This is a genomic window from Psychroflexus planctonicus (assembly GCF_014640195.1).
GTDB classification, from domain to species: Bacteria; Bacteroidota; Bacteroidia; order Flavobacteriales; family Flavobacteriaceae; genus Psychroflexus; species Psychroflexus planctonicus.
Genome location: NZ_BMGM01000001.1, coordinates 48225 through 62443, shown reverse-complemented (window position 1 = coordinate 62443; position 14219 = coordinate 48225). Strand labels below are relative to the sequence as shown.

Genomic DNA, 14219 nt, shown 5'->3' with positions numbered 1-14219 from the left:
TATGGCAAAACAACCATCAATAGAACAAGACGGAACTATTATTGAAGCATTGTCTAACGCAATGTTTCGTGTAGAACTAGAGAACGGTCATATTGTGACCGCACATATTTCAGGTAAAATGCGTATGCACTATATCAAGTTATTACCTGGAGATAAAGTTAAATTAGAAATGAGTCCTTACGACTTGACTAAGGCTCGAATAACCTATAGATATTAACGTTATGAAAGTTAGAGCATCAATAAAAAAGAGAAGTGCTGATTGCAAAATTGTTCGCCGTAAAGGTAGACTTTACGTAATCAACAAAAAGAATCCTAAATTCAAACAAAGACAAGGCTAATTATGGCAAGAATTGCAGGTGTAGACATACCCAAACAAAAGCGAGGAGTTATAGCATTAACCTATATCTTCGGAATTGGCAGAAGTACAGCTAAAAAGATTTTAGCTACTGCCAAAGTAGACGAAAGTACCAAGGTAACTGATTGGACTGATTCACAAATCGGTAGTATTAGAGACGCCGTTGGAGAGTACACCATAGAAGGTGAACTAAGATCTGAAGTTTCTATGAACATTAAACGACTAATGGATATTGGTTGTTACCGTGGAATTAGACACAGATCAAGTTTACCACTTCGTGGACAACGTACTAAGAACAATTCTAGAACACGTAAGGGAAGACGTAAAACTGTTGCCAACAAGAAAAAGGTAACTAAATAATTTTAAGTATGGCTAAGTCAACTAACAAAAAACGTAAAGTATCTGTTGATGCTTTTGGAGAAGCTCATGTTTCAGCTTCTTTCAATAACATCATTGTATCTTTATCTAATAAAAACGGAGATGTAATTTCATGGTCATCTGCTGGTAAAATGGGTTTTAGAGGAAGTAAGAAAAATACTCCTTATGCTGCTCAATTAGCTGCTGAAGATGCTTGTAAAGTTGCTTCAGAATTAGGCCTTAAAAAGGTTAAAGTTTATGTGAAAGGTCCTGGTAACGGAAGAGAATCTGCAATCAGAGCTATTCACAATGCGGGTATAGATGTAACTGAAATTATCGATGTTACTCCATTACCACACAATGGGTGTAGACCACCTAAAAGAAGAAGAGTATAACAATACGATTATCGAAGGAATAGACCTTAATTCATAATCACAAAACAAACGAAATGGCAAGATATACTGGTCCTAAAACTAAAATAGCCCGAAAATTCGGTGAAGCTATCTTCGGAGACGATAAGTCTTTCGAAAAAAGGAATTACCCTCCTGGACAACACGGTAACAACCGTAGAAGAGGTAAAAAATCTGAATATGCTGTCCAGTTAATGGAAAAGCAAAAAGCTAAGTATACTTATGGTATTCTAGAGCGTCAGTTCAGAAACATGTTTAAAAAAGCTACTAGAGCTACAGGTATTACAGGTGAAGTTTTGCTTCAACTTTGTGAATCTAGACTAGACAATGTAGTATACAGATTTGGAGTAGCACCAACAAGAAGTGCAGCTAGACAATTAGTTTCTCACAAACACATTACTGTTAACGGAGAGTTGGTAAACATCCCATCTTACCAAGTTAAACCAGGCGATGTTATTGGAGTTAGAGAAAAATCTAAATCATTGACTGTTATTCAAGAATCTTTACAAAACAGCAAATCTGTTTATGAATGGATGTCTTGGAATGCTGAGAAAAAAGAAGGTACTTTTGTTAATACACCAGAACGTACTCAAATTCCAGAAAACATCAATGAACAGTACATCGTAGAATTGTATTCTAAATAATTAACAGACAGAATTCAAATTATGGCATTATTTAATTTTCAGAAACCGGATAAGGTAATTATGATCGAATCAACTGAATTCGAAGGAATCTTCGAATTTAGACCTTTAGAGCCGGGATACGGTTTAACAGTTGGTAACGCCTTACGTAGAGTGCTGTTATCTGCTTTAGAAGGATTCGCAATCACTTCAGTTCGCTTTGAAGGCGTAGAACACGAGTTTTCTACCATTCCAGGTGTTGTTGAAGACGTAACCGAAATTATATTGAATTTAAAACAAATTCGCTTTAAAAAGCAATTGGAAGACTTAGATAACGAAGCAGTTTCTGTTTCTGTATCAGGAGTTAACCAATTAAAAGCTGGCGATTTTCAAAAATTCATCAATGGTTTTGAAGTACTAAATCCTGATTTAGTAATCTGCAACATGAACAAAGATGTTTCTATAAACATGGAGCTTTCTATCGAAAAAGGTAGAGGCTATGTTCCAGCAGAAGAAAACAAAACCGATAAAGCTCCATTAGGAACTATTTTTACAGATTCTGTTTTTACACCAATCAAAAATGTAAAATACAGCATTGAAAATTTCAGAGTTGAACAAAAAACAGATTACGAAAAATTAGTTTTCGAAATTCAATCTGACGGTTCAATTCATCCTAAAGACGCTTTAACTGAAGCAGCAAAAACACTTATTCATCACTTTATGTTGTTCTCTGATGAACGCATTACTTTAGAAACAGATGAATTATCTCAGGTAGAAACCTATGACGAAGAGTCATTGCACATGCGTCAGTTGTTAAAAACAAAACTAGTAGATCTAGATTTATCAGTTCGAGCTTTAAATTGTTTAAAAGCTGCTGAAGTGGATACATTAGGAGATTTAGTTTCGTATAACAAAAACGACTTGATGAAGTTTAGAAACTTCGGTAAAAAATCTTTAACAGAGTTAGAAGAGCTTGTTGCTAACAAAGGTCTTGACTTTGGAATGGATTTATCAAAATATAAATTAGATAAAGACTAATTTGAAGTCTTAAAATAAAGAACAATGAGACACGGAAAGAAATTTAATCATTTAGGACGCAAGACTGCTCATCGTAAATCTATGCTTGCTAATATGGCTTGCTCCCTAATTGAACATAAACGCATAAATACAACTTTAGCAAAAGCAAAAGCATTACGTGTTTTTGCAGAACCATTAATTACAAAGTCTAAAGAGGACACTACTCACAACAGACGTTTGGTTTTTGCTAAGTTAAGAAGCAAAGAAGCAATTATTACTTTGTTCAGAGATGTAGCTCCAAAGGTTGGAGATAGACCGGGCGGATATTTAAGAATTATCAAGCTAGGTAATCGTTTAGGTGATAATGCTGAAATGGCAATGGTAGAATTAGTTGATTTTAACGAAATCTACGATCCAAAGGCAGGACAAGGTAAGAAGAAAACTACTCGTCGTGCTGGTAAAAAAGCGAAGACCACAGATTCTGCACCTGCTTCAACTGAAGCTAACACAACAAAAGAAGATGATAAAAAAGAAGAATAAAATCTTTTTTGATATAACTTAATTTTTAAGGGATTGGCTTTAAGCTTATCCCTTTTTTTTAACCCAAATGTCATGAAATACCAACAAAAAAAAGACGCCGTAGTATTGTTAGAAGATGGAAGTGTGTTTTTTGGTAAAACACCAAATGCCAATTCATCTGAAGTTCAAACCAGTTTTGGAGAAATTTGCTTCAATACCGGAATGACAGGTTACCAAGAAATTTTTACAGATCCATCTTATTTTGGTCAAATTATGGTAACCACAAATGCTCATATTGGTAATTACGGAACTAATGCAGATGAATCTGAATCTAATTCACCAAAAATTTCAGGATTAGTTTGTAAAAACTTTTCCATGTTTCCTTCTCGTGTTAATATGGATAAAAGTTTAGTAGATTTTTTAACCGAAAGCAATTTATTAGTAGTTTCTGATGTAGATACACGTGCTTTAGTAGAACATATTCGCGAAAATGGAGCTATGAACGCTGTTATTTCTACTGAAACCAACAATATTGAAGGATTACACGCTCAATTAGCTAAGCAACCTTCTATGAAAGGTCTTGGTTTAGCCAATCAAGTTTCAACCAAAGAAATCTACGATTTGTTTAATGAAACTGATCAGACTAAAGTTGCCGTTTTAGATTTAGGTGTAAAACAAAATATCCTAAGAAACTTAAAGAAACGCAATTGTAGTTTAAAAGTTTTTCCATTTGATACTTCTTATGAAGAATTGATGTCTTGGAAACCTGATGCGCTTTTCATTTCTAATGGTCCTGGCGATCCAGAACCTTTGACTAATGCTATACAAATTGCTAAAAAAGCAATCGAAGAGGATTTTCCCTTATTCGGAATTTGTTTAGGACAACAAATAATTTCTCTTGCCCTTGGGATTCCAACGGAAAAAATGCATCATGGACATCGTGGAATCAACCATCCGGTTCTCAATTTACAGACCGGTAAAGGAGAAATTACTTCGCAAAACCATGGATTTGTAGTTGAAAAGTCAGCTGCAGAATCTAGCGATTTAATCGAAATTACACACAAACACTTAAATGATGATTCAATTGCTGGTTTTAAAGTAAAAGGAAAACCTTGTTTTTGTGTCCAATATCATCCAGAAGCTGGACCTGGTCCAAACGATGCTACTTATTTATTCGATCAGTTTATAGATATGATTCAAAAAAAGTAGTAGGAATACAAATTAAAAAGCCGTCTCCAACATAAATGGAGACGGCTTTTTAATTTAGTTGATTTTTTTACTTAAGGAAGTAAAACCGTATCTACTACGTGAATTACTCCGTTTGATGCATTTAAATCTGCTGCTAAAACAGTAGCTACATTTCCATTTACATCTTTAACTTTTACCTTTTTACCGTCAAGCATAAAAGTTAGAACTTCGCCATCAACTGTTTCCACTTCAGCTTTACCACCACCTTTCTTAATGGCATTTACTAAAGCTTTTGCGTCTAACTTACCTGCAATTACATGGTAATTTAATACGGATTGTAGTTTTTGTTTGTTCTCAGCTTTTAGTAAGTAATCAACGGTACCTTCTGGTAAGGCAGTAAAAGCTTCATTAGTTGGAGCAAATACCGTAAATGGTCCTTCTGATTTAAGCGTTTGAACTAAATCTCCTGCTTTTACAGCAGCGACTAATGTAGTGTGATCATCAGATCCAGCAGCAATATCTACAATGTCTTTGTTTTGGCTAAAACCTAAACTGGTAAATAAAAAAACTGCAACGAATAATAAATTTGTAATTTTCATAGTATATTTTTTTTCAAATTTCCAAATAATATTATTTCAATTATTCAAATTAATAGATACTTAACCTTTTTAACTATGTTTATTAACTTGTTGAGTGTTTTCAATGTAGACACATCATATATTTAATAAATAAGTGCTTAATGTCTAAATCTATTTAATTAAATTTTATTGTATTTATTTTTTTGCAAATCTTGATTGAGAAATGCTAAAAACATTTGATTTCTATATCGTTATAGTTATTAATTTATCAACACTTAATTTTTAATTCTAATATTTATAGGTTAATTTGCAGTATTAGATAATTTAAAAACAAACAAATGAGTTCAATTTTAGACGTTCACGCAAGACAAATATTCGATTCTCGAGGGAATCCTGCAATAGAAGTTGATGTATTAACAGATTCAGGAGCTTTAGGTAGATTTGCCGTTCCTTCTGGCGCTTCAACTGGAGAACACGAAGCCGTAGAATTAAGAGATGGAGGAGACGATTACCACGGTAAAGGAGTTCTTAAAGCAGTAGATAATGTAAACAATTTAATTGCAGATAAATTATTGGGTTACTCTGTTCTTGAACAAGCAGAAATTGATCAATTATTAATCGATTTAGATGGCACTCCAAACAAAGCAAAACTGGGAGCTAATGCAATTCTAGGAGTTTCTATTGCTTGTGCAAAAGCAGCAGCAGAAGAATTGGGCTTACCGCTTTACCGCTATATTGGTGGAGTAAGTTCAAACTTACTTCCTGTTCCTATGATGAATATTATTAACGGTGGATCGCATAGTGATGCGCCAATAGCTTTTCAAGAATTTATGGTGATGCCAGTTTCTGCAACTAGTTTTACAGAAGCTTTAAAAATGGGAACTGAAATTTTTCACCATCTAAAAAAAGTACTTCAAAAAAGAAACTTAACCACTTCTGTTGGAGATGAAGGTGGTTTTGCTCCCAAATTAAATGGAACAGAAGACGCAATTGAATCTATTCAAAAGGCAGTTGAAAATGCTGGATATGTTTTTGGAGAAGATATTTACATTGCTTTAGATTGTGCCGCTGCAGAATTTTTTGAAGATGGAAAATACAACTATGCTAAGTTTGAAGGTGAAAACGGAAAAGTACGAACTTCTGAAGAACAAGCAGATTATTTAGCAGAGTTAGCTGCTAAATATCCTATAATTTCTATTGAAGATGGAATGGATGAAAACGATTGGGATGGTTGGAAAATGCTTACTGATAAAATAGGAGATAAAGTTCAATTAGTAGGAGATGATTTGTTTGTAACTAACGTAGAGCGACTATCTCGTGGAGTTGAAGAAGGAATTTCTAATTCTATTTTGGTTAAAGTGAACCAGATTGGTACTTTAACGGAAACCATTAATGCCGTAAACATGGCACATAATGCTGGATTTACTGCCGTAATTTCTCACCGTTCTGGAGAAACTGAAGACAATACCATCGCAGATTTAGCTGTTGCTTTAGAAACAGGACAAATTAAAACTGGTTCGGCTTCTAGAAGCGATCGTATGGCTAAATACAACCAATTACTTAGAATTGAAGAAGAATTAGGTAATCAGGCTATCTACTTAGGAAAAAAAGCTTTCAAAGTGAAGTTTTAAGACAACACTTTTAAAAGCTTAAAAAATGTAAGCGATAAGTTGCAATTAACATAAAGTTATGCATCTTATCGCTTTGTTTATTGATGCATTAACCTATAGTTAACACTGGATTTTGTAAATTTGTGAAAATTAATTTATAACAAAAAATAGTCAACATATATGAATGCATCAATTGAGTTCGAAGGAAAAAAATACACCCTACCTGTAGTCACTGGAACAGAAAATGAAAATGCTATAGATATTTCAACTTTACGTTCTTCAACAGGAGGCTTAATTACTTTAGATCGTGGTTTTAAAAATACCGGTTCTTGTGAAAGTGCTATAACCTTCTTAGACGGCGAAAAAGGAATTTTACGTTACCGTGGTTATGCAATTGAAGAACTTGCTGAAAATGCTAGTTTCTTAGAAGTTGCTTATCTTTTAATATTTGGTGAATTACCAAACGAAACTCAACTTGAAAAATTTTATAAAGACATAAAAGAAGAATCTCATGTAGATGAAGAGATGAAGAAAATCTTAGACGGTTTTCCAAAATCTGCTCATCCAATGGGAGTTGTTTCTTCATTAACCAATGCTTTAATTGCATTTAACCCTTCTTCTGTAAATGTTGAATCTGAAGAAGAAATGTATAAAGCTATCATTAAAATATTAGCTAAATTCCCTGTGCTTTGTGCTTGGGCTTTAAGAAAAAGAACAGGACAACCCTTAGACTACGGAGATTCTTCGTTGAGTTATGTGGATAATGTTTTGAAGATGATGTTCAAAAAAGCGAATGAAGATTTCGAAATTGATCCTGTTGTTTCTTCAGCTCTCAATAAACTACTTATTTTACATGCAGATCACGAGCAAAACTGTTCTGCTTCAACAGTTCGTATTGTGGGTTCTTCGCACGCAGGCTTATTTGCTTCTATTTCTGCTGGAATTTCAGCATTATGGGGACCACTTCATGGTGGAGCTAACCAAGCAGTAATTGATATGCTTGAAGGAATTAAAGAAGATGGCGGCGATACTAAAAAATACATGGCAAAAGCTAAAGATAAAAATGATCCGTTTAGATTAATGGGCTTTGGTCACCGAGTGTATAAAAACTTTGACCCAAGAGCCAAAATCATTAAAAAGTCTGCAGACGATGTATTATCTAGCCTAGGAATTGAAGACCCAGTTTTAGATATTGCTAAAGGACTTGAAAAAGAAGCCTTAGAAGATCAATATTTTGTAGACAGAAAACTATATCCAAACGTAGATTTCTATTCAGGAATTATTTATAGAGCTTTAGGAATACCAACCGATATGTTTACCGTTATGTTCGCACTAGGAAGACTTCCAGGTTGGATTTCTCAATGGAGAGAAATGCGCCTACAAAAAGAACCAATTGGAAGACCAAGACAAGTTTATACTGGTGAAACGCATAGAGCTTTTGTAGATATAACTAAAAGATAATTTAATTTAAAAATAAATCTAAAATGAAAACTAAAATGAAAAATGCAATATTGCTAAGTGCTCTGTCTTTGCTTTTAATCGCATGTGGTGGAGAAGAGAATAAGAAAGATGATTCTAAAATTACAGTGGGAGGTACAAATACGGAAGCTACTTCTGAAGAATCTGAAGATAAGATGACTGCTGATAATGAAAGTGACGTTATTGAACTTTCGTTGGAAGGAAATGATCAAATGAAGTATAATAAAAAAAGACTACGAGCTAAAGCAGGAGCAGAAGTTGAGCTTACCTTTAAGCATGTTGGTGAAATGTCTAAACAAGCCATGGGACACAATTTCGTTTTGTTGAAAAAAGGAACTGACATAATGGAATTTGGTGAAAAAGCTGCTGGTGCAGTTGATAATGATTACATTCCAGAAGATACGGATGCAATCATTGCACATACCGAAATGTTAGGTGGAGGCGAATCTACAGTTTTGAAGTTTACAGCACCAACAGAAAAAGGTGAATACGATTTTATTTGCTCTTTTCCAGGGCACGTTGCACTAATGAAAGGTAAATTTATAGTGAATTAATTATTTCCTTTTAAATAACTTTATATTGAAAGCTGATCAGGAAATGGTCAGCTTTTTTTTAACCTGATGTTCACAATCGCTAAGTTTCTAAAGTTTTATATTTATTAAAAAAAGTTATGAAACCACAAAAAACAAAAAATCGAGAAGTTATTTTAGCTGACATGCATGATGATGGTGTTCATTTTAACAAAGCACTTTTAACTAAACAAAAGAAAATGCGACAACAAAACGCACCTCGAAAAGCCAACAAGAACAAGGCTAAATAAAAATATTTACTTTTTATTTGTTTTATTCTAAGTTATTAGATTACTTCGGCTGATATACCAACTTCTAAAATTTTAGAGCATCTTTTTTTAAGGTCTTCAAAATCACCTGTTTTTACACCACATTTTCCTTTGTAGTGAATTAAAATCGTGCATTGTTCTGCTTGAGTAGGAGTGTGATCACAAAATTCTATCAAGGTCTCAATTACGTGATCAAAGGTATTTACTTCGTCGTTATGTACAATAAGCTCATGTTCTTTTTGAACATTTTCAGCAACTTTAACTTGTTCTAAAACTTGTTCTTTATATCCCATGCTTTTTTTTTCAAAAATATAAAATACATCTTTTCTAACTTCGTTGTTTAACAAATTTAGCAGCAATCCAATTGTCTTTTTCTACATTTTTAACAAATGTAAGACCTTTATATTTTTAGTATATTCATTTTTGTTCTATTAATATACTAAGCAAAATTTGTTACTATTATTTTAGTATATCTACTAATAGATGTTACTCTACTTTTCATAAAATATTAGACACTATTTTTTGACAAATTTTTTATTGACTGATATATTTTCATCCTGTATTCTTAACAAGTATAAACCGCTGCTTAGGAATTCTACGTTTATTTTATTGGGCTGCTGCTTAAACTTCTTATCATATAATTTTTTTCCTGTAATAGAATAGATGCCAATATTTAAATCTTCATAAACCAACTTATTTGGCCAAACTAACGTCAATTGATGTTCTGTGGGATTTGGATAAATATCAAAATATGTAAGGTCTTCACCGTTTAGGCTTAAACTCTCACAGTCTACACCCCATTGTGGATAAAAATCTGATTGTAAAGGAGATCCCATTGCAAATGAAATAGGCTCTGTAGAAATATTTTCAACACACCAGCCTGATATGTCTTGATTAAAAGCTATGTTGTTGTTAAACATATAATCCATATTAATTACACTAGATACATCCCAATTGTGAAGTGGTTGGTTGTAGATTGTTTGATTATTATTGTTTGCACTAAACATTCCATACGTAGATTCTACATTAGAAACATCCCAATTGTTTAAAGGTTGGTTAAAAGCATCAGCATTATAAAACATCCAAAACATGTTCGTTACATTACTAACATCCCAACTTTCAATTGGTTGATTAAATTGATCAGCAGAACTAAACATTCTAGACATGTCCGTTACATTGCTAACATCCCAATTTTCAATAGATTGGTTAAATTGATCTGCAACATTAAACATACCTGACATATTTGTTACACTAGATACATCCCAATTATTAAGAGGTTTATTAAAATCAGAAAGATAAAACATCTCAAACATATTGGTTACGTTACTTACATCCCAATCATTTAGATGTTGGTTAAAGACAAAAGCAACCTTGAACATTTCTTCCGTATTTGTAACATTACTTACATCCCAGTTATTTATAGGTTGGTTGAAAAATTCACTGTAACTAAACATCCCTTTCATACTCGTAACATTAGAAACATCCCAATTATTCAATGGTTGGTTAAAACTACTTGCGCTAAACATTTTTTCCATATTGGTGACATTACTCACATCCCAATTATTTAAAGGCTGGTCGAACGAATCAGTAAATTCAAACATACCTTTCATATTCGTAACATTACTAACATCCCAATCGTTTAAAGATTGGTTGAAAAAATAAGTTCCTCTAAACATCTCTTTCATATTAATAACATTACCTACATTCCAATGAGTAATATTTCCATCAAAATAAAATGAATCTTTAAACATGGATTCCATGCTTGTCACATTGCTTACATCCCAATGTATAAGTGTGATAGTTTCATCCATATACTGATTGGCAAATAAATTATCCATATTTGTAATACCACTTGTACATGTAGTATTAATTAAAGGATTATTCTCGTTTCCTTCTATAAGCGTATATAACTGATTTCTGTTACGTTTAGTAAATGTTATTTCTTCTCCATCAATAATCAATGTGCCTGTTTCACCAATATCTGCATTTTCACAAAAACATGTCACTCCATTTGGAGCTAATGTGAAATTTGGATTTGGATTAGGAGTAATTATGCACTCACCCCAAGTTGGATAATAGTTTGCGTCCAAAACTGAATTTTCGCTAGTAAAGTAAGTTGGTTCTTCGGTTATCAATTCTACGCACCATCCTGAAATATCCTGGTTAAAAGCAATATTATTCTGAAACATTCGCTGCATTGCTGTAACACTACTTACATTCCAATTATCTAATGGTTGGTTAAAGATAGTCTCATAATCTTGTCCCCTAAATAATTCGCCCATTTCAACAACATAATTTACATTCCAATTGTTTAACGGTTGATTAAATGATGCTGCATCACGAAACATTCCCCACATATATATAACAGATTCTACATTCCAATTATCTAAAGGTTGGTTAAATGAGATTGCTTTAGAAAACATACCAGACATATCAGAAACCTTACCTACATCCCAATTATTTAAGGTTTGATTAAAATTTTCTGCGTTATTAAACATGTCACTCATATCTGTAACATTGCTTACATCCCAAGAGTTGATATTTTGATTAAAGCTCGTAGAAGCAAACATTTGCGCCATTTGATTTACATTACTAACATTCCAAGCTTCAATATTTTGGTTGAAACTGCTAGCGCCAATAAATAAACCGTACATTGATATAACATTACTTGTATCCCAAGAACTAATATCTTGATTAAAATCTTCTTTACCTGCAAATAAAAATGCCATGTTAGTAATGCTGGTAGTACATGTAAGTGAGATGAGTTCGCTTTGAGCATTGGTTTCTATGATAGAGTTTAACTCGTTTTTAGTTCGTTTAGTAAATGTTTTTTCTTCTCCATTAACTACCAATATTCCAGTTTCTCCAAAATTTGCATCAGGACACATACAAGTTATTCCATTAGGTGCAAGGTAGAAGTTTGGATTCGGTCCATCATCAATACATTCTTCCCCCCAATTAGGAAGATTAAAATCTGTTAAAGCAGACTGATATCTAAAAGCTTCAGGTTCGCTTTCTATTAATTCTACACACCAGCTGTTTAAGTTTTGATTAAAATTTGTAGCTTGATAAAACATTAATCCCAAATCTTGAACCAAAGAAATATCCCAGCTTCCAATATCTTGATTAAAGGTATTTGCACCCGCAAACATACTACGCATCGTTATGGCACTACTCGTATCCCAGCTGCCAATGGGTTGGTTAAAATTTGTATTGCCCAGAAACATTCCAGACATATTTTCTACATTTGATACATCCCAAGAATTAATAGGTGCATTAAAAGAACTAAAAGAAAACATCCCTTGCATAGTTTTTACACCAGAAACATCCCAAACATTAATATTTTGATTGAAGTTAGATTGGCTGAATAAAAATTTCATATTCAAAACATTAGAAACATTCCAATTATTTAGCGGTTGGTTGAAGTTTGTTCCATAAAATAAAGATTCTAAATCTTCTATGTTAGAAATATCCCAATTATTAATATTGCTGTCAAAGTTTGTAGCTGCATGAAACATATTTTTCATGCTTTTCACTTTAGATAAGTCTGGAACTTCTGTTGTGTTTATTGCTAAATCTTGAGCGCGGAAAAAGCTTCCAATCATACTTTTCCATTCTTGATTGCCCCATGATTCTACACTTTTTAATTTATTCTTATTACTACAAATGTTTGAAGTGTTAGTTGCTGTATTTTCGCATGTTTTAAAATAAGGAAAGACTCCTGTTATACTTATTGTGTATGTTCCTTCACTAGCATAGGTATGGCTGATATCTGAGTTTACATTCAAATCTATATTCCCATCGCCCCAATCAATTGTAAAATCATAATCAAATGCGTTTATTGTGTAAATATCTATGTTTAAATCTTCACTATTTACTGCCCATTTTGTAATGAATGCTGTCGTAGAAGGATTTAAAGTTTCATCACATGTGCTTTCAATATCTCCACTAATAGTCCAGCCAAGATTATTAACTAGGTTGTCTCTAATTTCTTGATTACAATATCCAATATTATCAGCACCTAAAACTAAATTAGTAAGGTTTTGATTTTCAAAACTGGCTAATAAAGAATCGTAATTTACAACACTAAAGTCACTTAAGCTTAAGAAATCATTTAGAATAACACCTGCATTAAAATTCCATAAACTTAAATCTTGATTAAAAGATATAGCATTTTCAAACATTCTATCCATACTATTTACGCTACTTACATCCCAGTTTTCAACTATTTGATTAAATTCATATGCACTTTCGAACATCACTGCCATGCTTTCCACATTAGATACATCCCAATTGTTTAAAGGTTGATTGAAATTAATTGCAAAACTAAACATGAACGTCATATCAGTAACATTACTTACATCCCAATCATTTAATGATTTATCAAAACTTTCTGCATCGTAAAACATACTTCTCATCTCGGTAACGTTACTTACGTTCCAATTGTTTAAATTTTGATTGAACGATTTAGCACCTGAAAATAAACCGTTCATTTTAGTCACATTACTAACATCCCAATCGTTAACCGGTTGATTAAACAGTTCTGCATAGGAAAATAAATTTTCCATATTGTTCACATTGCCTACATCCCATGAAGATATATCCTGATTGAAAACAGTATTTTGAAACATTCTTTCCATATTTGTTACGTCACTTACATTCCAATTATCAAGGGCCTGATCGAACACTGAAGCACCATAAAACATAGATTTCATGTTAATTACATTAGAAACATCCCAGCTATTAAGTGGTTGATTAAAAACTACTGCAGATTCAAACATACTTTCCATATTCTCTACATTAGAAACATCCCAAGATGAAATATCTTGGTTAAAAAAAGTAGAATTATAAAACATGCTTTGCATGTTTGTAACATTAGAAACATCCCAATTCTCAATCGGTTGGTTGAAATATGGAAGACTCAATAAATTACTCATGTCAGAAATACCACTTGTGCAAGTCAATGTTATTTCTGGACTATAAACATCAGTATATATTAATTGCAATAATTGGTTTCTGCTTCTTTTGGTGAAGGTTTTTTCTTCGCCATTAATTGTTAAAGTCCCTGTTTCGCCAAAAGTGGCATCGGGGCATAGACAAGTCACTCCGTTTGCAGCTAGTTGAAAATTTGGGTTGTCTTGAGAAAAAGTTTTATTTGAAATTAAAAGGATACCAACCCAAAAAAATACAGTGATTCTAAAGCCTAAGTTTTTCATAATATAGAAAAGTTAAAATATCTTAAAAACAC

Annotated in this window: 15 protein-coding genes; 12 read left to right on the top strand and 3 right to left on the bottom strand. The window is 32.8% G+C overall.

The window, feature by feature from the left end:
• Position 1 precedes the first annotated feature (1 nt).
• From infA to carA, 8 genes are all read left to right on the top strand, one after another.
• The gene (infA, locus tag IEV72_RS00285; protein WP_166400606.1) at positions 2-217 is read left to right on the top strand and encodes a translation initiation factor IF-1; all 216 of its coding nucleotides are present in this window, start codon (positions 2-4) and stop codon (positions 215-217) included.
• A gap of 4 nt (positions 218-221) precedes the next feature.
• Positions 222-338, top strand: a complete 117-nt coding sequence (gene ykgO / locus IEV72_RS00280) for a type B 50S ribosomal protein L36 (RefSeq protein ID WP_015361145.1) — start codon at positions 222-224, stop codon at positions 336-338.
• Between the two features lie 2 nt (positions 339-340).
• On the top strand, positions 341-715 hold the full coding sequence (rpsM, locus tag IEV72_RS00275) for a 30S ribosomal protein S13 (RefSeq protein ID WP_188457079.1): 375 nt from the start codon (positions 341-343) through the stop codon (positions 713-715).
• Positions 716-723: 8 nt separating this feature from the next.
• Positions 724-1107: a 30S ribosomal protein S11 gene (rpsK, locus tag IEV72_RS00270; protein WP_188457078.1), complete on the top strand. Its 384-nt coding sequence runs from the start codon at positions 724-726 to the stop codon at positions 1105-1107.
• Between the two features lie 53 nt (positions 1108-1160).
• Positions 1161-1766: a 30S ribosomal protein S4 gene (rpsD, locus tag IEV72_RS00265; protein ID WP_188457077.1), complete on the top strand. Its 606-nt coding sequence runs from the start codon at positions 1161-1163 to the stop codon at positions 1764-1766.
• 21 nt (positions 1767-1787) lie between these two features.
• Positions 1788-2780 (top strand): DNA-directed RNA polymerase subunit alpha, encoded by a 993-nt coding sequence (locus IEV72_RS00260; RefSeq protein ID WP_188457076.1) that lies wholly within the window; start codon positions 1788-1790, stop codon positions 2778-2780.
• A gap of 24 nt (positions 2781-2804) precedes the next feature.
• Positions 2805-3299 carry a 50S ribosomal protein L17 gene (gene rplQ / locus IEV72_RS00255; protein WP_188457075.1) on the top strand — a complete coding sequence of 165 codons (495 nt, stop codon included), beginning with the start codon at positions 2805-2807 and terminating at the stop codon, positions 3297-3299.
• Positions 3300-3371: 72 nt separating this feature from the next.
• Positions 3372-4487, top strand: a complete 1116-nt coding sequence (gene carA / locus IEV72_RS00250) for a glutamine-hydrolyzing carbamoyl-phosphate synthase small subunit (RefSeq protein WP_188457074.1) — start codon at positions 3372-3374, stop codon at positions 4485-4487.
• Positions 4488-4558: 71 nt separating this feature from the next.
• Here carA and IEV72_RS00245 read toward each other — a convergent pair whose 3' ends face one another.
• The gene (locus IEV72_RS00245) at positions 4559-5065 is read right to left on the bottom strand and encodes a fasciclin domain-containing protein (RefSeq protein ID WP_188457073.1); all 507 of its coding nucleotides are present in this window, start codon (positions 5063-5065) and stop codon (positions 4559-4561) included.
• 317 nt (positions 5066-5382) lie between these two features.
• Here IEV72_RS00245 and eno point away from each other — a divergent pair, with 317 nt between their 5' ends.
• The 4 genes from eno to IEV72_RS00225 all read left to right on the top strand — a co-directional run bounded on the left by eno (position 5383) and on the right by IEV72_RS00225 (position 8953).
• Complete coding sequence (eno, locus tag IEV72_RS00240; RefSeq protein WP_188457072.1) at positions 5383-6675, top strand: phosphopyruvate hydratase; 1293 nt, start codon at positions 5383-5385, stop codon at positions 6673-6675.
• A 159-nt stretch (positions 6676-6834) separates the two neighbouring features.
• The gene (locus IEV72_RS00235) at positions 6835-8115 is read left to right on the top strand and encodes a citrate synthase (RefSeq protein WP_188457071.1); all 1281 of its coding nucleotides are present in this window, start codon (positions 6835-6837) and stop codon (positions 8113-8115) included.
• Positions 8116-8150: 35 nt separating this feature from the next.
• Positions 8151-8687, top strand: coding sequence for an azurin (azu, locus tag IEV72_RS00230; RefSeq protein WP_188457070.1), 537 nt, complete (start codon positions 8151-8153; stop codon positions 8685-8687).
• Positions 8688-8803: 116 nt separating this feature from the next.
• Positions 8804-8953 carry a hypothetical protein gene (locus IEV72_RS00225; protein WP_188457069.1) on the top strand — a complete coding sequence of 50 codons (150 nt, stop codon included), beginning with the start codon at positions 8804-8806 and terminating at the stop codon, positions 8951-8953.
• Between the two features lie 35 nt (positions 8954-8988).
• On the opposite strand, the gene IEV72_RS00220 is transcribed toward IEV72_RS00225, so the two are convergent.
• Complete coding sequence (locus tag IEV72_RS00220; protein WP_188457068.1) at positions 8989-9264, bottom strand: ATP-dependent Clp protease adaptor ClpS; 276 nt, start codon at positions 9262-9264, stop codon at positions 8989-8991.
• 222 nt (positions 9265-9486) lie between these two features.
• Entirely contained in the window at positions 9487-14187 is a 4701-nt protein-coding gene (locus IEV72_RS00215) for a BspA family leucine-rich repeat surface protein (RefSeq protein ID WP_188457067.1), read from the bottom strand.
• Between the last annotated feature and the right edge of the window lie 32 nt (positions 14188-14219).

What these genes read in the sequence shown, in the direction of transcription:
- infA (WP_166400606.1), top strand. Translation starts at nt 2, where the DNA reads ATGGCAAAACAACCATCAATAGAACAAGACGGAACTATTATTGAAGCA.
- ykgO (WP_015361145.1), top strand. Translation starts at nt 222, where the DNA reads ATGAAAGTTAGAGCATCAATAAAAAAGAGAAGTGCTGATTGCAAAATT.
- rpsM (WP_188457079.1), top strand. Translation starts at nt 341, where the DNA reads ATGGCAAGAATTGCAGGTGTAGACATACCCAAACAAAAGCGAGGAGTT.
- rpsK (WP_188457078.1), top strand. Translation starts at nt 724, where the DNA reads ATGGCTAAGTCAACTAACAAAAAACGTAAAGTATCTGTTGATGCTTTT.
- rpsD (WP_188457077.1), top strand. Translation starts at nt 1,161, where the DNA reads ATGGCAAGATATACTGGTCCTAAAACTAAAATAGCCCGAAAATTCGGT.
- IEV72_RS00260 (WP_188457076.1), top strand. Translation starts at nt 1,788, where the DNA reads ATGGCATTATTTAATTTTCAGAAACCGGATAAGGTAATTATGATCGAA.
- rplQ (WP_188457075.1), top strand. Translation starts at nt 2,805, where the DNA reads ATGAGACACGGAAAGAAATTTAATCATTTAGGACGCAAGACTGCTCAT.
- carA (WP_188457074.1), top strand. Translation starts at nt 3,372, where the DNA reads ATGAAATACCAACAAAAAAAAGACGCCGTAGTATTGTTAGAAGATGGA.
- IEV72_RS00245 (WP_188457073.1), bottom strand. Translation starts at nt 5,065, where the DNA reads ATGAAAATTACAAATTTATTATTCGTTGCAGTTTTTTTATTTACCAGT.
- eno (WP_188457072.1), top strand. Translation starts at nt 5,383, where the DNA reads ATGAGTTCAATTTTAGACGTTCACGCAAGACAAATATTCGATTCTCGA.
- IEV72_RS00235 (WP_188457071.1), top strand. Translation starts at nt 6,835, where the DNA reads ATGAATGCATCAATTGAGTTCGAAGGAAAAAAATACACCCTACCTGTA.
- azu (WP_188457070.1), top strand. Translation starts at nt 8,151, where the DNA reads ATGAAAAATGCAATATTGCTAAGTGCTCTGTCTTTGCTTTTAATCGCA.
- IEV72_RS00225 (WP_188457069.1), top strand. Translation starts at nt 8,804, where the DNA reads ATGAAACCACAAAAAACAAAAAATCGAGAAGTTATTTTAGCTGACATG.
- IEV72_RS00220 (WP_188457068.1), bottom strand. Translation starts at nt 9,264, where the DNA reads ATGGGATATAAAGAACAAGTTTTAGAACAAGTTAAAGTTGCTGAAAAT.
- IEV72_RS00215 (WP_188457067.1), bottom strand. Translation starts at nt 14,187, where the DNA reads ATGAAAAACTTAGGCTTTAGAATCACTGTATTTTTTTGGGTTGGTATC.